Genomic DNA, 15,295 nt, shown 5'->3' on the forward strand with positions numbered 1-15,295 from the left:
CGACGGGCCGGCCTGCCGGTGGCCGGCCTGCGGATGGCGTGCTTCGTCACCGGTGCCGGACTCGCGGCCCTGGGAGGCGTGCTCGCCACCGCCCGCCTGGCTGCGGCGAACCAGGGCAGCGGCGGGTCGGAGCTGATGCTGACCGCGATCGCGGCGGCGGTCATCGGGGGGACGAGCCTGTTCGGCGGCCGGGGCGTGGCGTGGTCGGCGGTGCTGGGCGCGCTGGTGATCCAGTCGATCTCCAGCGGTCTGATCCTGCTGGACGTCGGGCTGTCCGCCCGCTACGTGGTGACCGGGGTGGTGCTGGTGCTGGCGGTCGGGGTCGACGCGGTGGGTCGCCGCGCGACCCTGCTGCCTCGCTGAGGTCGGGGGAGCGGCTCCCCCCGGGTGGGCGTCAGCGGAACACGATGGTGCGGTGCCCGTCCAGCAGGACCCTGTGCTCGGCGTGCCAGCGGACGGCGCGGGCCAGGGCCCGGCGCTCCACGTCCTGCCCGAGGGCCACGAGGTCCTCGACCGACCTGGTGTGGTCCACCCGCTCCACGTCCTGCTCGATGATGGGGCCCTCGTCCAGGTCGCCGGTGACGTAGTGGGCGGTCGCGCCGATGAGCTTGACGCCCCGGTCGTGGGCCTGGGCGTAGGGTCGGGCGCCCTTGAAGCTCGGCAGGAACGAGTGGTGGATGTTGATGACCTGGCCGGCGAGGGTGCGGCACAGGTCGTCGGACAGGATCTGCATGTAGCGGGCCAGGACGACGAGCTCGACGTCGAGCTCCTGGACCAGCTCCAGGAGCCGGGCCTCGGCCTGGGGCTTGGTGTCGCGGGTCACCGGGACGTGGTGGAAGGGGATGCCGTAGAAGGCCGCGACGTCGGCCAGAGCGGTGTGGTTGGAGACCACCGCGACGATGTCGACCGGCAGCCCCTCGGAGCGTTGGCGGAACAGCAGGTCGTGCAGGCAGTGCGCGGCGGTGGAGACCATCGCCACGGTCCTCACCCGCCGTCCTGCGACGTCCAGGCGCCAGGTCATGTCGAACTCGTGGGCGAGCGTCGTCAGCGCGGTCTGCAGCTCGTCGCGGGACGTGGCGGCCTCGACCTGCACCCGCATGAAGAACAGCCCGGTCAGGGGGTCCCCGAACTGCTGGGACTCGGTGATGTTGCCGCCGTGGGTGGCGAGCAGGCCGGCGACCGCGGCGACGATGCCCGGCTGGTCCGGGCACGACAGACTCAGGACCCAGTGCGTGGGCCCCTCCTGGGAGTGCGGGTGCGTGGACGGGGGCGGGGTGCCGGTGGTGCTGCTCACGAGCCCAGAGGCTAGTCGACCGGTGGTCTCACTGCTGGGGCCTCGGTCGCGGTCGGGCGCGCCGTGGTGCGACGATGACGCCATGAGCGCACCCGAGGTGAGGATCGACGTCGTCGGGCAGGAGCATGCGGGGGAGCTGCTGACACTGCGGCGTGCGGCGTTCGTCAGCGAGGCCCAGGCCTACGGCGACCCGAACATCCCCCCGCTGACGCAGACCTTGGACGAGCTTCTCACCGACCTGGAGTCCGGCGACGTGACCACCCTCGGGGCGTGGGCTGGCCACCGTCTGGTGGGGTCGGTGCGGGTCCAGCACGACCCGGGGAAGGCGACGTTGGGCCGGTTGGCGGTCGCCCCGGACCTCCAGGGCAAGGGGGTGGGGACCCAGCTGCTGCTCGCGATCCCCCCGTACCTGCGCGAGGACACCGCCGAGCTGTGGGTCTTCACCGGCCGGGACTCGGTCCACAACCTCGCGCTCTACCAGAAGCACGGGTACACCCACCAGCACGACCAGACCGCCGGCGACCTGACGTACGCCTACCTGCGCAAGATCCTGGGTGAGGACGGCAGCGACGTCGAGATCCCGGGCCGACCGAGCATCTGACCCCTTCCCGAATATAAGTTCCTGGTTATACCCTCGGGTCATCCGGTCGACGTGGGGGTGTGCGATGGTCAGGGCGCTGGGGCAGGTCGTGCGGCGTGGGGAGCGGTTCGACATCGAGATGGAGCGCGTCTACGGCGCATCCGTGCAGGACGTGTGGTCGGCGGTGACCGAGCGTGAGCGGCTGGGCAGATGGCTGGCCGACTACGTCGGCGACCTGGAGCTCGGGGGTCGCTGGCAGGCGATCGACGGGGACGACGGAGAGGTCTTCTGCAGCGGGACCGTCACCGAGTGCGACCCGCCGCGCCGGTACGTGACCACCTGGGAGTACGACGGCGAGCCGGGAAGCGTCGTCGAGGTCACCGTCGGGAGCCACCCGGAGGGTGCGGTGCTGCGGCTGGTCCACACAGGGCTGACGCAGTCCATGTACGCACCCGGGTGGCAGGCGTTCCTCGAGCAGCTCGACGCGCTGCTCGGGCCGGCGCCGTCGTGCGAGGTCGACCCGGACCGTCTGCCCGGGGTGGACTGGGCCACCCGCTTCACCGAGCTCAAGGACGTGTGGGCCGCACGGGTCGACGGGGCGTGACCCCGTCCCGTCCGTGTGGTTGCTAGGCTGTCACGGTCGCGACTGGCGAACGGGTGGGGCACCACCGGGGAGCGACGCACAGCAGACTTCGGGTCGTACGCCTGGGCCCTTCGGTCACCACACCACGTGTGTGTGCCCGGACAGATCCCGGGATCCCCACACGCACTGCTGAGCGAGGAGAACCATGACCTCTCACGACGTCATGAACCAGTCCCTGTCCGAGCTGGACCCGCAGATCGCCGCCGTCCTGGACGGTGAGCTGGTGCGTCAGCAGGAGACCCTCGAGATGATCGCGAGCGAGAACTTCGTGCCGCGCGCGGTCCTGCAGGCGCAGGGGTCGGTGCTGACCAACAAGTACGCCGAGGGCTACCCCGGCAAGCGCTACTACGGCGGGTGCGAGCAGGTGGACGTCGCCGAGGAGCTCGCCCGCGAGCGCGCCACGGCGCTGTTCGGCGCAGAGCACGCCAACGTCCAGCCGCACTCCGGTGCGCAGGCCAACGCCGCGGTCCTGCACGCCCTGGCCGAGGCAGGGGACACGATCCTGGGCCTGGAGCTCGCCCACGGCGGCCACCTGACCCACGGGATGAAGCTCAACTTCTCCGGAAAGCTGTACGACGTCGCGTCCTACGGCGTCGACCCGCAGACGTACCTGGTCGACATGGACGTGGTGCGCGCCAAGGCGCTGGAGGCACGGCCGCGGGTGATCATCGCCGGTTGGTCCGCCTACCCCCGGCAGCTGGACTTCGAGGCGTTCGCCTCGATCGCCGAGGAGGTCGGCGCCGCGCTGTGGGTGGACATGGCCCACTTCGCCGGTCTGGTGGCAGCGGGTCTGCACCCGAGCCCGGTGCCGCACGCGAACGTCGTGTCGACGACGGTGCACAAGACCCTCGGCGGTCCCCGCAGCGGCCTGATCCTGTCCCGTCAGGAGCACGCCAGGAAGATCGACTCCGCGGTCTTCCCCGGCCAGCAGGGCGGGCCCCTCATGCACGTCATCGCCGCGAAGGCCGTGGCGCTCAAGGTCGCCGCGACCGAGGGCTTCCGGGAGCGGCAGCAGCGCACCGTCGACGGGGCCCGGATCATCGCCGAGCGGCTCTGCGCCGCCGACGTGGCCGAGGCCGGGGTCTCGGTGCTGACCGGCGGCACGGACGTGCACCTGACGCTGGTGGACCTGCGGCACTCGGAGCTGGACGGCCAGCAGGCCGAGGACCTCCTGCACGAGGCCGGGATCACCGTGAACCGCAACGCGGTCCCGTTCGACCCGCGCCCGCCCCGGGTCACCTCGGGCCTGCGCATCGGCACCCCGGCGCTCGCCACCCGGGGCTTCGGGGAGGCCGAGTTCCGGGAGGTCGCCGACATCATCGCGACCGCGCTGGTCGACGGCCGGGGTGCGGACGTCGAGGGTCTGCGCACCCGCGTCAAGAATCTCACCGACGGCTTCCCGCTCTACCCGGGTCTGAGCCAGTGAGCAGCACGACCAGTGCCGGGACCGGGGGGCTGGACGAGGGTGCCGGCATGACGGACGGCGCGGCGCCCGTGCCCACCGACGACGCCCTCCCGCAGGGAGCGGCCGGTGCGGCCGAGACCGTGAGCCCCGACGGGCACGCCCAGGTCCTGGACGGCAAGGCGGTGGCGGCCACGATCAAGGCCGAGCTGGCCGAGCGGGTCGCCGCGCTCCGCGAGCGGGGCGTGGTCCCCGGCCTGGGCACCGTGCTCGTCGGGGACGACCCCGGGTCCCACGCGTACGTCGGCGGCAAGCACCGGGACTGCGCCGAGGTCGGCATCGCCTCGCTGCGTGAGGACCTGCCCGCGGACGCCACCCAGGCCGACGTCGAGGCCGCGATCGACCGGTTGAACGCCGATCCGGCCTGCACCGGTTACATCGTCCAGCTGCCGTTGCCCAAGGGCGTGGACGTCAACGCCGTGCTGGAGCGCATCGACCCCGCCAAGGACGCCGACGGGCTGCACCCCACCAACCTGGGGCGCCTGGTCCTGAGGGTGAACGAACAGCTCGACTCCCCGTTGCCCTGCACCCCGCGCGGCATCCTCGAGCTGCTCGGCCGGTACGGGATCAGCGTGAACGGGTCCCACGTGGTGGTGCTGGGCCGGGGGACGACCGTGGGCCGGTCCATCGGCCTGCTGCTGACCCGGCGTGAGCACAACGCGACCGTGACGCTCACCCACACCGGCACGCGGGACCTTCTCGCCCACCTGAAGGAGGCCGACGTCGTGGTCGCCGCGGTCGGTGTCCCCGGCATCGTCCGCGCCGAGGACGTCAAGCCGGGCGCCGTGGTGCTGGACGTGGGCGTCTCCCGGACGGTCGACGAGTCCACCGGCAAGGCCAGGCTCGTGGGCGACGTGGACCCCGGGGTCCGTGCCGTCGCGGGGTGGGTGTCCCCCAACCCGGGCGGTGTCGGTCCCATGACGCGGGCGATGCTCCTGGCGAACGTCGTCGAGGCGGCCGAGAGGTCGCTGGCCGCACCCTGAGAGCGTCCGACCTCCGGGCGGCGGGGCGCCCCTTCCTGCGACGGAGGGGGCGCCTTGCTGTAGGAGGATGGTCCGGTGCTGACGATCGCCACCGCCAATGTGAACGGGATCCGGGCCGCCTACCGCCGAGGGATGGGGGAGTGGTTGGAGTCCCGCCGGCCCGACGTGCTGCTCCTGCAGGAGGTCCGGGCGCCGGAGGAGCTCGTGGACGGCTTCCTGCCGTCCCCGCGGTGGCGGGTCGCGCAGCAGGTGTGCGACATCAAGGGGCGCGCGGGGGTCGCGGTCGCCTCCCGCCTGCCGGTGGGTGCGGTGCGGGTGGGGCTCGACCAGGGTGTCCCGGTCAACACCGGGCGCTGGGTGGAGGCCGAGCTGGAGCTCCCCGACGGGGACGTCCTGACGGTGGTGTCGACGTACATCCACTCCGGCACCGCGGGGACACCCAAGATGGACGAGAAGTACGTGTTCCTGGACCTGGTCACGGATCGACTGGCCGAGCTCCGCGCCGCGGGGGGCAAGGTCCTGGTCGCCGGGGACGTGAACATCGCCCACCGCGAGGTCGACATCAAGAACTGGAAGGGAAACCTGCGCTCGGCGGGGTTCCTGCCCGAGGAGCGCGCCTACCTGGACCGGTGGTTCGACGCCGGGTGGGTCGACGTCGGCCGTCGGCTCGGTGGGGAGGGGCCCGGTCCCTACACCTGGTGGTCGTGGCGGGGGCAGGCGTTCGCCAACGACTCGGGGTGGCGGATCGACTACCAGATCGTCTCACCCGAGCTGGCCGCCCACGCGGTCAAGGCCGAGGTGGACCGGGCTGCCACCTACGAGGAGAGGTGGAGCGACCACGCGCCCCTGGTCGTCACCTACGACCTGTAGGCGGTCTCAGGGGACCGGTTCGGGGTGGGTGCGGCCGGTGGGCAGATCCCGCATCCGCATGAGGGGCGACAGGGCCACCGGGAGCGCGGCGAGCGCGGTGCCCGTGACCGCGACCCACAGCGTGGGGACCACGCCGGCTGTGGCGCCCAGCCATCCGCCGGTGAGCGCGCCGACGGGGAGCGTCCCCCACACCAGGAACCGCACCGAGGCGTTCATGCGGCCCAGGAGCGCCGGAGGGCACAGGCGCTGGCGAAAGCTCACCTGCGCGATGTTGTAGACCACGACGAAGAAGCTGAACACCGCGCCGCCCGCGGCCAGCGTCGCCTGGGCCGGCAGGTGGTCGGCCCAGGCGGCCGCCGCCGGGGTCAGGGCGTAGGCGGGGGCCATGGCCAGGGCCGCGAGGGGGATCACCCGTGCCTGCCCGAGCAGGCGCGCGCAGGGTTCGGCGGCCAGGGCGCCGACCAGCCCACCGATCGCGCCGGCGGAGAGCACCGCGCCCAGGGCGCGCTCGTCCAGGCCCAGGGTCCTCATGGCGTACAGCACGGTCATCGCGCTGCCCATCGCACCGAAGAGGTTCCCGATCGACGTGCAGGCCACCACCCGCCGCAGCAGGCGGTGGCGCAGCACGAAGCCGAGCCCCTCGGCGATCTCGAGCCGCAGCGGCCGTCGAGCGGACCGGGACGGGGGCTCCTCGCGGTGCCGGATGCGACCGATCCACGCCGCGGACACCAGGTACGTGAGCACGGTGAAGGCGATCAGCAGCGGTGCCGCCACCACCCGCAGCAGCGCGCCACCGAGGGCCGGCGCGGCGACCTGCGCCACGGAGTGGGTGGCCTGGAGCTTGGCGTTGCCCTCCGAGACGCGGTCCAGGCCGACCAGGCCGGGGACGTAGCTCTGGTGCGCCACGTCGAAGAACACCGTCGCGGCGCTGAGGGCGAGCGCGGCGCCGTACAGGAGGGTCATCGACGCCTGACCGGACAGGGCGAGCGCGACCACGACCGCCAGGACGGCGGCGCGCACGAGGTCGGCGGTGATCAGGACCTGGCGTCTGCGCATGCGGTCCACCCACGCCCCGGCGGGGAGCCCGATGAGCAGGAACGCGGCGGTCTCGGCTGCGGTGAGGGCGCCCATCTGCCACTCGTCGGCGTGCAGGTGCTGGACCGCGTACACCGGCAGGACCAGGCCGGTGAGGCCGGCACCGAGCTGGCCGAACGCGTCACCGGCCCACAGCCGGCGGAAGTCGCGGTGCCGGAGCAGGGACCGGGGGCGGGGTGCCGGGGGCACCGGGGACACCGGGGACGTGGTCACGGGGTGAGCGTGGATGAGTGATTGGGATTTGTCAATCACTTGGTCGGTACGCTGGCGGGGTGGGGCGTGAGCGAGGGCAGGTCGACGACGCGGACGTCGAGGCCGACGCCCGGGCCCTGGCCTCGGTGATCCGGATGCGGATCCTGCGCCTCTGCCTCGACGAGGGGCTGACGAACAAGCAGATCGCCGAACGTCTGGGCAAGGCCCCGGCCACGACCTTCCACCACGTGCGGACCCTCGCCGAGCGCGGCTTCCTGCGTGCGGAGGCCGAGCGACGCGGGCGGCGCGGCGCGAGGGAGGTCCCGTACCGCGCCACCGGCAAGTCGTGGCGCTCCCCGATGCTCCCGGGCGGGACGCGCGTCCTGATCGACACGTTCCTGAGCGAGGTCGCCGAGCTGGAGGACCCCGACTCGATGGCGGTCTCCAGGCTCGGCATGCGCCTGGACGAGGCCGCCTACGGAGAGCTCTGGTCCCGCCTGGAAGGTGTCCTGCAGGACTTCGCGGACCGCCCGCCCGACCCCGAGGGCACGCCCTACTCCCTGTTCCTCGCGGTGCACGAGGACGCGGCCCGGCGCGACCGCGGTCGACCCGGGTCCTGAGGGTCACCCCCGGCGCACGAGCGCGCGGGTGCTGACCGCCAGTCCCGCCGCGCACCAGAGCACGAGCACGACGAGGTCCTGGACGCCGGCGTCGTAGGTGCCCGAGACGAGCCCGGACCGCAGCAGGTCGGCCGCCGGGCGGATCGGCAGCACGTCGTGGACGGACTGGAACCACGTCGGCAGCTGGGTGGCAGGGAAGGTGATGGGGGAGAACAGCAGGACGAAGAAGACCAGCACCTGGCTGACGAGCTGGGCGAGCATGGGTGGCAGTGTCACCGCGATCGCGTAGCCGACGGACGCGGCCGTGACGGTGACCAGCAGGGCCGCGGTGAGCAGCACCGGCCAGTCCGGCTGCAGGTCGATCCCGTACCTGAGCCAGGCGACACCGACCGCGACGCCGATGCTGGGGATGCAGATCATGAGCCAGACCGTGAGGTCCGCGAGCAGCAGCAGTGGCCTGGCGACCGGCAGGGTGCGCAGGTAGGCGAAGGTGCCGTCCGTGCGGGCCCGGGCCACCCCCTGGGGAACGATCACCAGGCCCACCGTCATCAGCAGCACGGTGGGCGCCCCGGTGGACAGGAACGTGGCCGCCTCGAGGGTGAGGTCGGGGATCAGGAACCCGAAGCCGATGATGATCCCGGCGGCCAGGAGTGCCTGGACCACCACGATCAGCGGGAGCATGCCCCCGACCTGGGCGATCTGCCAGCGGAGCAGCGTGGTGTAGCCCGTCCAGTGCCCCACGGGGGCGGCGGGGCGGGTGGGGGCGAGGGTCTCATGCACGGGTCGGCTCCTCGGTCACGGTCGGCACTGCGGTGCCGTCGGTGTCGGTGTCGGTGTCGGTGTCGGTGGTGGTGGTGCCGGTGGCGGCGAGGTAGGCGTCCTCCAGCGTGGCGGGCCCGAGGGTGAAGCCGTCCAGGGTGCCGTCGTCCCGACGCGCCCCTGCCCAGGTCACGGCTGTGGAGGCGGCATGGCTCGGGACGGTGAGCAGCACCCGGCGCCCTGACCGCACGCGACGGGTGACCGGGAAGGGCGGCTGGGCCTGCGCGGACGGGTCCGGGCCGTCGGGGTGCAGGTGCAGCTCGAGGCGGAGGTCGGTGTCCTCGGCGCCCCGCAGCGCAGCGGGCGTGCCCGAGGCCACCACCCGGCCGTGGTCCAGCACCACGAGCTCGTCGACGACGCGTTCTGCCTCGGCCACGTTGTGCGTGACCAGCAGCACCCCGGCGCCCTCGTCCCCGAGCCGCCGCACGGCGGCCCACAGGGCGCGTCGTCGGGCGGCGTCGACGTCGTTGGTCGGCTCGTCGAGGACGACCAGGCCCGTCGGTGCCACCACCGCCATCGCGAACGCGGTCAGGCGCCGCACCCCTCCGGACAGGCCACGTCCCTCGGGCAGGGCGCGCCGGTCGAGCCAGGGGGTGATGTCGAGCTCCTCGGCGACCCTCTCGGTGGCAGAACGTGCCTGCGCCCCCGTGAGTCCGCGGATGCGGCCGGCGATCTCGATCGCGGCGCGTGGGGTGAGTCCGTCGATGGGTGCCTGGGACTGCGCCTGCAGGGCGACCCGGCGTCGGGCCTCACCCGGGTGCGCCACGGCGTCGACGTCCCCGACGGTGATGGACCCGGAGTCCGGGCGGAGGAGCCCGACCACCTGTGACACCAGGGTCGTCTTGCCGGCGCCGTTGTGGCCCAGCAGGCCCACGACCTCGCCGGCCCTGACGGTCAGGCAGACGTCGTCGTTGGCGGTCACGGGGCCGAACCGGCGGGTGAGCCCGTCGATGCGGAGTGCGGGGGATCTCATCGGACCTCCAACTCGAGTACCAGTGGTATCGGAAGACTAGCAGTATTGCGATACCGGCGGTATAGAGATACTGGCGGTAGGTGTGTCGTAGCATCGAGAGATGAGCTCCACGCCGACCCGGGTCACCCGGGAGCAGCAGCAGCAGCGGACCCGCGACGCGCTGGTCCTCGCCGCGCGCGACGTCTTCGCGCGCCAGGGGTACCACGCGGCCGGGCTCGACCTGATCGCGCGAGAGGCGGGGTTCTCCAAGGGCGCGGTGTACTCCAACTTCGAGGGCAAGGCCGACCTGTTCCTCGCTGTGATGGACGCCAACCTGGGTGCGGCCGGGACGCAGGGGTGGGACGTGTTCGAGCGTGTCGGCCCCTGTGCCACGGCGGACGAGGTGCCGGCCGACGTCGAGGGCGCGATGCGGGGGTTCGCCTTGGCGACGCTCGAGTTCATCGCGACCGCGGCGCGCGACCGGGAGCTCGCGGGGCGGTTGACCCAGCGTGTGCAGGTGATGGTCGACCTCTACGCCGACGTGACGGAGCGGTCCGGGGCGCCGGAGGGTGCGCTGTCCCGTGCCGAGGTCGCAGCGGTGCTCGCGGCACTGGACCAGGGCGCGGCGCTGCTCGCCCTCGGCGGCGTGGCCGCCGTGGACCAGTCGGTGCTGCGGGCGGCGATGCAGCGGCTCGTCGACCCCTCGCGGGCGGCGGGCATCGAGCGCGAGGGGGGCACTGGTGGGGGCCTGCACGACCAGGAGATCGCGCGCCGCATCGCCTCCTCGGTCTCGTCCTGACCGCAGATCGAGCCGCCGTGGCGTTACTCCAAACGGGTGACCTGGGCAAACGCGCGATATCCGCCACAAACGCGACATGTGCACAGATCTGTTGCGTCTGTGGCGATAGGTCTACGATGCGGTCATGAGCACCGACGCTCCCCAGCAGACCCGCTCCGAGGACGTCCTCCTGACCACCGGTGAGGCCGCGCGCCTCCTGGGTGCCTCTCGCCAGCACGTGGTCAACCTGTGCGACCGAGGGGAGCTCCCCTACGTCAGCACCGGTGTGCACCGACGGCTGCGCCAGGCCGACGTCGAGGCGTTCGGCGCGCAGAAGGACCGGCTCACCCGGGACCAGCGGCGCAGCCTCTGGTTCGCGTACGCGATCGCGGGCAAGATCGCTGCCGACCCGGCCTCCACCCTCACGGTCGCGCGCCGGGACCTCGAGGCCATGTGCCGCGAGCACCCACGGGGAAGGGCCGCGAAGCGGCTGGCGGAGTGGGCCCAGCTCCTGGACGGCCCGGTCGAGGAGTTCCTCATGACCTTGACCTCCTCCTCCCCTCGGGCCCGCGAGCTGCGCCAGACCCTGCCGTTCTTCGGCGTGCTGTCTGACCGTGAGCAGCACCAGGTGGCGTCGGCGTTCGGCTCCGAGCCGCGCGCACCCCGGCGCTGGGGTCGCCGCTGAGTCCTTCTCCTCATACCGTCGGAGGACGACCCGACGAACCCGAGGGGGCGACATGAGTGCTGCAGTGGGCTGGGCCGTGGTGACCGGTGCGTCCAGCGGGATCGGCCGCGAGATCGCCGTGCAGCTGGCCGAACGCGGGCAAGGGTGTCCCCCTGGGCGTCCTCGTGCTCAACGCGGGTGCGATGGCGGCCGTGATGCCCGACCGGGCGAAGGCGGCCACCCACGGCAAGATGGCCGAGCCGAACCACGACTGACGTCCCGGTGACTCGTTCGGGCGGTCACCGGTCGGGGCGTGTCGCGCAGTGGCTGCCGGCGCTGCGCGGCACGTCCAACGTGGGGTTGCGGTCGAAGAACCCGGACGGGGTGAGCCGGAACCCGGCGCGGTCCACCGGCATGACGGGCCAGTCCTCGGTCCGCGGGAAGTGCGTCAGGCCGAAGGTGTGCCAGACGACCAGCTCCTGACCGTCCAGGTCACGGTCCCGTGCGGCGTAGGCGGGCAGACCTGCGCCGCCCGGGTGCTGGTTGACCAGGTCCCCTGCGGCGTACTGCTCCTGCGGGTCGTAGCGGGTCACCCACAGGTGCCGGGTGGCAAAACCCGCGCGCGCGGTGATCGAGGCGCCGTCGTCGGCCAGCAGGGTCGGCAGTCCTTGAGGGTGCAGCACGAACGCGACCGGTTCTCCCACCCTGTTCGAGGACTCGGGGTTGCTGATCCGCCAGGTGCGCCCCACCGCGGGGTCGGCGTGCCGCATGGCCCGGGACTCGCGGACCAGCGGGGTGCTCCGGCGGGTGAAGGCGTTGCCGCGCTCGTTGCCCGGCCCTGCAGGGACCCGGACGGCGTCGACCTCGTCCACGCGGTTGCGGGGGCCGTCGACGGCGACGTCCAGGCGGGCGCAGAACAGGTGCTGGTGGAAGGGTGCGCCCAGGCCCGGTGCGATCTGGGTGGCGTACGGCTGGTCACCGCCCGGGTGCGCCGAGGTGAAGACGACCCCGGTGGCCTTGACCTCCATCTCGATGGTCCCGTCCAGGTACAGGTACCAGTAGAAGCCGTAGTCGTAGTTGCCGACGGTCGTGAAGAACGAGATCACCATGCGACGGTTGCGTCGGGTCTCGGCAGAGCCGGTCCACAGGTCGGTGTGCTTCCAGAGGACCCCGGCGTCCTCCTCGTGCAGGCACACCGCGTGGGTGAGGGTGCGCGGGTGCCCGTGCTCGTCGGCGAGCACGACGTCCATGTAGGTGATGTCCCCGACGCAGTCACACCCCAGCTCCAGGGAGTTGGCGTAGCGGCCCACCAGGTACTCGCCGGTGTCGAAGTAGTTCTGCCACGAGCGCACCGGTGACGGGTCGCCGTAGGGGACGACCATCTCGGAGATCGACGCGCGGTCCAGGACGGGGCGCAGCCGTCCACCCCGGTCGCGGTCGTGGAAGCCGACCCGGTGCAGCACCAGGCCCTCGCGGGCGTCGAACCCGATGTGCAGGTCCCAGCCCTCCCACCGCAGGTGCCCCCCGTCGAGCGTGAAGCTCGGTCCCCGGGGCTGGGTGATCTCGATGGGGCGCTGAGAGGTCCGCGACGGCCCCGTCACCTGGGGGTCGTCGTAGTTGCCGGACTCCTGGGGGACGGGCACGGCGCCGGTGTCGATCACCCGGAGCACGGTGCGTGCCAGGACGTCGACGTACCCCACGAGCCCGTCCACGGGGTGGGCCCAGGCGTGGTCCCGGGGGTGCTGCTGGTGGAAGGCCAGCCCCCGCAGGACCCGGCGGCCCACCTCGTCCTCGTACCCGAACACCCCGGCCGACAGCGGTGCGACACGCACCTCCTCGACGCTCAGCCCTCGACGTCCCAGGGACTCCTGCCACCTCAGGTCCTGGGCGAGCACCTGTTCGACGAGCTCGAACTCCTCGTCCAGGACCGGGACCTGACCGTCGACCACGGGATCGAGGTCCCTGGTCGACACCGTGCCGGCGGTCAGGGACACCCGGACGTCGCGGGCGGTGGCCCCTGCGACGTCGTGCAGCAGCACGCGCACCGCGCGCCCGCTCGGCGCGGGTCCATCGCACCGACGGGGCGCCTCGAGACCGAGGTAGGCGAACCTGGTGGTGGCGGTGAGGAGCCCTGCACCGTCCAGCAGCTCCCGGACGGTGCGCACCTCCTCGGCCGCGAGCAGGCCGACGTCGGATCGCTCCGGCGACCGGTCCCCGACGTCATCCACACGTGGCCCCACGCCACCCCCCCGTCCGGTTCAGCGCAGTCGGCGCGTGACGATCATGCCACGGGGGAGAGGCGTGGGGCGGGTGCTCCTCGGCTGCTCAGCAGCTGGCCGTGGGCGTCCACGAGAACGTCCCGGAGCGGCGCAGAGACACCTCCTCCGTGCTCCTCAGTCGGCCGATGTCCTCAAGGGTGCCTCGTGCGTAGGCGCGGGTCAGGCCGCGGATCGCGCGGCGTGCCTCGACGTGCTCGCTCACCTGGGCGGTGACGCACGTGACCTGGTCGGACGGCGGCGCCGGTGTCGTGGGTGGTGTGGTGGGTGGTGCGGTGGGTGGTGCGGCTTCCGGCGGGTTCGCGGTCACCAGGCCTGCTGCGAACCGGGCACCGTCGGTCGTGGACCCGTTCGTCGCGTAGCCGGTGTGCGTCCCGCGCCCGGTGCTCGGCTGCCGACCGCAGATCGAGTCCCCGCTGTTGCAGTAGTCCTTGGCCCTGTCGGCGTACGTGCGGCTCGCCGAGGCGATGGTCTGGCCGCGCATGCCGAGGGGGTTGCCGAACACGACCACCGCAGCGACCCGATCCGAGAGCTCGTCGGGGATCGCCCGGCCGGTCGTGGTCCCGGCGCGGATCCCGAGCGCGATGCTGGTCACGGTCGCGCCCTGGGAGTAGCCGCCCAGGACGAACTGCGTGCCCGGGCACCGGGCCGCCATGGCGGTGACGTGATCGGTCATCGCCGTCGCCCCGGGACCTGCGCTGCGCTGGGAGGCGGCGGCGGCGTAGTCCACCGCGTGGGACGTGACGGTCATGCCGGGCAGCTCGTCGGCCAGCGCTCGGGCGAAGGGTCTGCCGATGATGCCCAACCCGGCTCGCTCGCCGGTGCCCCGGGCGAAGACGACCTGGACGTCGGGGCACGACCCTGCCGAGAGTGGTGCGGCGGCGGGGAGGGATGTGGCGCTCGCGGCGGGGCTGAGTGCGACGGACGTCGCGGCCAGCCCCGCCGCGAGCAGTGCTGCGGTGAGGGTACGGCGTACGGGAGAGGTGGACATGAGACCTCGCTCAGGCTCGGGGGCGAAGCACGGTCGGCCGGGCTGAGGCAGGGGCCTCGATGCCCGATATGTCCATTATGTAGGGTTGATAACGATTGCGGAAGGGGTGTTGACGAGAACCTGTCGGCGCTCGTCCACCGCCCTCCTCAGCAGGCCGGCACCACCGACCAGGAGTCCTGACCCGTGCGCTGCAGCGACACGAGGTCGGAGCTCGTCAGGCGCCCCAGCGGGTCCCGTGAACCGCGTGCGTAGGCGCGCAGCACGCTGCGGAAGGCGCGGTCCGCCTCGACGTGGTCGACAGCCCTGGCGGTGACGCAGGAGGCCGGGTCGCCCGGTGCTACGCCGACCAGCGAGGCGGCGAAGGCCGCGCCGTCGGCGACCGACCCGTTGGACACGTACGCGAGGTGCCCGCCGCGGGCGTCGCCCCGTCCACCGCAGACCGTGTCCGACCTGTTGCAGTAGTCGCGGGACTTGGCGGCGTACGCCGGCGCCTCGGAGGCGATGGTCCGCCGGGTCAGGCCGAGGGGGTTGCCGAACACCACGACCGCCGCGACCCGTGGCTCGAGGTTCGCCGGGAGCACCCGGCTGCGGATGGACGTGGAGCGCGCTCCGACCGCGATGCTGGTGACGGTCGCGCCCTGGGAGTAGCCCCCGAGCACGAACTGCGTGCCAGGGCACCGGGCGGCCATCGACGTGACGTGGCTCGTCATGTCGCCGGCACCGGGGCCGGCGCTCGTCTGGGAGGCGTTGGCCGAGTAGTTCACCGCGTACGACGTCACCGTCATGGTGGGGAGCGCGTCACCCAGGTCGCTGACGAACGGGCGTCCGACGATTCCCAGGCCCCGGGGTTCACCCGTGCCGCGGGCGAAGACCACGTGGACGTCGGGACAGTCGCCGGTCGAGGTCGCCACCGGCCCCGCGACCGGTGCTGCGGCGGTGGCGGGGGTCGCGATCGCGGCCGTCGACGTCAGCGCTGCGGTGGTGATGAGCGCGGCCGCGACCTTGCGACCGCCAGGGGTGATGGACATGAGGACCTCACATGTGGATCGATACGGGACAGGGACGGCGGCGTGGTG

At 72.7% G+C, this 15,295-nt stretch carries 17 protein-coding genes and 1 riboswitch; of the genes, 10 read left to right on the top strand and 7 right to left on the bottom strand.

From position 1 onward, the window contains the following. Nucleotides 1-363, top strand: a 363-nt coding sequence (locus N869_RS03035; RefSeq protein WP_035057676.1) for an ABC transporter permease subunit, incomplete at its 5' end; no start/stop codon positions are given. Nucleotides 364-394: 31 nt separating this feature from the next. Here the strand turns inward: N869_RS03035 and purU are convergent. Then, nucleotides 395-1,294 (bottom strand): formyltetrahydrofolate deformylase, encoded by a 900-nt coding sequence (gene purU / locus N869_RS03040; protein ID WP_052104901.1) that lies wholly within the window; start codon nt 1,292-1,294, stop codon nt 395-397. 82 nt (nt 1,295-1,376) lie between these two features. Here purU and N869_RS03045 point away from each other — a divergent pair, with 82 nt between their 5' ends. The 5 genes from N869_RS03045 (at nt 1,377) to N869_RS03065 (ending at nt 5,832) form a co-directional block, all read left to right on the top strand. Then, nucleotides 1,377-1,895: a GNAT family N-acetyltransferase gene (locus N869_RS03045; RefSeq protein ID WP_035057678.1), complete on the top strand. Its 519-nt coding sequence runs from the start codon at nt 1,377-1,379 to the stop codon at nt 1,893-1,895. Between the two features lie 64 nt (nt 1,896-1,959). Further along, complete coding sequence (locus N869_RS16365; protein ID WP_052104902.1) at nt 1,960-2,478, top strand: SRPBCC family protein; 519 nt, start codon at nt 1,960-1,962, stop codon at nt 2,476-2,478. Nucleotides 2,479-2,506: 28 nt separating this feature from the next. After that, nucleotides 2,507-2,592, top strand: a riboswitch (ZMP/ZTP riboswitch). Between the two features lie 70 nt (nt 2,593-2,662). Continuing rightward, nucleotides 2,663-3,943 (top strand): serine hydroxymethyltransferase, encoded by a 1,281-nt coding sequence (gene glyA / locus N869_RS03055; protein WP_035057680.1) that lies wholly within the window; start codon nt 2,663-2,665, stop codon nt 3,941-3,943. Further along, nucleotides 3,940-4,962: a bifunctional methylenetetrahydrofolate dehydrogenase/methenyltetrahydrofolate cyclohydrolase gene (locus N869_RS03060; protein ID WP_232229586.1), complete on the top strand. Its 1,023-nt coding sequence runs from the start codon at nt 3,940-3,942 to the stop codon at nt 4,960-4,962. The genes glyA and N869_RS03060 overlap by 4 nt, the downstream gene beginning before the upstream one ends. Nucleotides 4,963-5,037: 75 nt before the next feature. Continuing rightward, nucleotides 5,038-5,832 carry an exodeoxyribonuclease III gene (locus N869_RS03065; RefSeq protein ID WP_035057683.1) on the top strand — a complete coding sequence of 265 codons (795 nt, stop codon included), beginning with the start codon at nt 5,038-5,040 and terminating at the stop codon, nt 5,830-5,832. 6 nt (nt 5,833-5,838) lie between these two features. On the opposite strand, the gene N869_RS03070 is transcribed toward N869_RS03065, so the two are convergent. Next, nucleotides 5,839-7,140, bottom strand: coding sequence for an MFS transporter (locus tag N869_RS03070; RefSeq protein WP_052104903.1), 1,302 nt, complete (start codon nt 7,138-7,140; stop codon nt 5,839-5,841). Between the two features lie 59 nt (nt 7,141-7,199). Between N869_RS03070 and N869_RS03075 the strand changes: the two genes are divergently transcribed. Next, nucleotides 7,200-7,739, top strand: a complete 540-nt coding sequence (locus N869_RS03075; RefSeq protein WP_035057685.1) for a winged helix-turn-helix domain-containing protein — start codon at nt 7,200-7,202, stop codon at nt 7,737-7,739. A 3-nt stretch (nt 7,740-7,742) separates the two neighbouring features. Here the strand turns inward: N869_RS03075 and N869_RS03080 are convergent, their stop codons facing one another. Continuing rightward, the gene (locus N869_RS03080) at nt 7,743-8,519 is read right to left on the bottom strand and encodes an ABC transporter permease (RefSeq protein WP_052104904.1); all 777 of its coding nucleotides are present in this window, start codon (nt 8,517-8,519) and stop codon (nt 7,743-7,745) included. Continuing rightward, on the bottom strand, nt 8,512-9,531 hold the full coding sequence (locus N869_RS03085) for an ABC transporter ATP-binding protein (RefSeq protein WP_052104905.1): 1,020 nt from the start codon (nt 9,529-9,531) through the stop codon (nt 8,512-8,514). Before N869_RS03085 ends, N869_RS03080 begins: the two co-directional genes overlap by 8 nt. Nucleotides 9,532-9,631: 100 nt before the next feature. Here N869_RS03085 and N869_RS03090 point away from each other — a divergent pair, with 100 nt between their 5' ends. The 3 genes from N869_RS03090 (at nt 9,632) to N869_RS17250 (ending at nt 11,227) form a co-directional block, all read left to right on the top strand. Further along, entirely contained in the window at nt 9,632-10,309 is a 678-nt protein-coding gene (locus N869_RS03090) for a TetR/AcrR family transcriptional regulator (RefSeq protein WP_052104906.1), read from the top strand. 124 nt (nt 10,310-10,433) lie between these two features. Continuing rightward, nucleotides 10,434-10,973, top strand: coding sequence for a helix-turn-helix domain-containing protein (locus tag N869_RS03095; protein ID WP_052104907.1), 540 nt, complete (start codon nt 10,434-10,436; stop codon nt 10,971-10,973). Between the two features lie 86 nt (nt 10,974-11,059). Next, on the top strand, nt 11,060-11,227 hold the full coding sequence (locus N869_RS17250) for a hypothetical protein (RefSeq protein WP_156968313.1): 168 nt from the start codon (nt 11,060-11,062) through the stop codon (nt 11,225-11,227). 24 nt (nt 11,228-11,251) lie between these two features. Here N869_RS17250 and N869_RS03100 read toward each other — a convergent pair whose 3' ends face one another. The 3 genes from N869_RS03100 to N869_RS03110 all read right to left on the bottom strand — a co-directional run bounded on the left by N869_RS03100 (nt 11,252) and on the right by N869_RS03110 (nt 15,247). Beyond that, nucleotides 11,252-13,180 (bottom strand): primary-amine oxidase, encoded by a 1,929-nt coding sequence (locus N869_RS03100; RefSeq protein WP_035057688.1) that lies wholly within the window; start codon nt 13,178-13,180, stop codon nt 11,252-11,254. 97 nt (nt 13,181-13,277) lie between these two features. Continuing rightward, entirely contained in the window at nt 13,278-14,219 is a 942-nt protein-coding gene (locus tag N869_RS03105) for a cutinase family protein (protein ID WP_156968314.1), read from the bottom strand. Nucleotides 14,220-14,365: 146 nt separating this feature from the next. After that, nucleotides 14,366-15,247: a cutinase family protein gene (locus N869_RS03110; protein ID WP_084136368.1), complete on the bottom strand. Its 882-nt coding sequence runs from the start codon at nt 15,245-15,247 to the stop codon at nt 14,366-14,368. Nucleotides 15,248-15,295 lie beyond the last annotated feature (48 nt).

This window comes from Cellulomonas bogoriensis 69B4 = DSM 16987 (assembly GCF_000767165.1).
Taxonomy (GTDB): domain Bacteria; phylum Actinomycetota; class Actinomycetes; order Actinomycetales; family Cellulomonadaceae; genus Actinotalea; species Actinotalea bogoriensis.

Coding starts and splice junctions, on each gene's coding strand:
- N869_RS03045 (WP_035057678.1), top strand. CDS start 1,377: ATGAGCGCACCCGAGGTGAGGATCGACGTCGTCGGGCAGGAGCATGCG.
- N869_RS03095 (WP_052104907.1), top strand. CDS start 10,434: ATGAGCACCGACGCTCCCCAGCAGACCCGCTCCGAGGACGTCCTCCTG.
- N869_RS03090 (WP_052104906.1), top strand. CDS start 9,632: ATGAGCTCCACGCCGACCCGGGTCACCCGGGAGCAGCAGCAGCAGCGG.
- N869_RS03105 (WP_156968314.1), bottom strand. CDS start 14,219: ATGTCCACCTCTCCCGTACGCCGTACCCTCACCGCAGCACTGCTCGCG.
- N869_RS03110 (WP_084136368.1), bottom strand. CDS start 15,247: ATGTCCATCACCCCTGGCGGTCGCAAGGTCGCGGCCGCGCTCATCACC.
- glyA (WP_035057680.1), top strand. CDS start 2,663: ATGACCTCTCACGACGTCATGAACCAGTCCCTGTCCGAGCTGGACCCG.
- N869_RS03085 (WP_052104905.1), bottom strand. CDS start 9,531: ATGAGATCCCCCGCACTCCGCATCGACGGGCTCACCCGCCGGTTCGGC.
- N869_RS16365 (WP_052104902.1), top strand. CDS start 1,960: ATGGTCAGGGCGCTGGGGCAGGTCGTGCGGCGTGGGGAGCGGTTCGAC.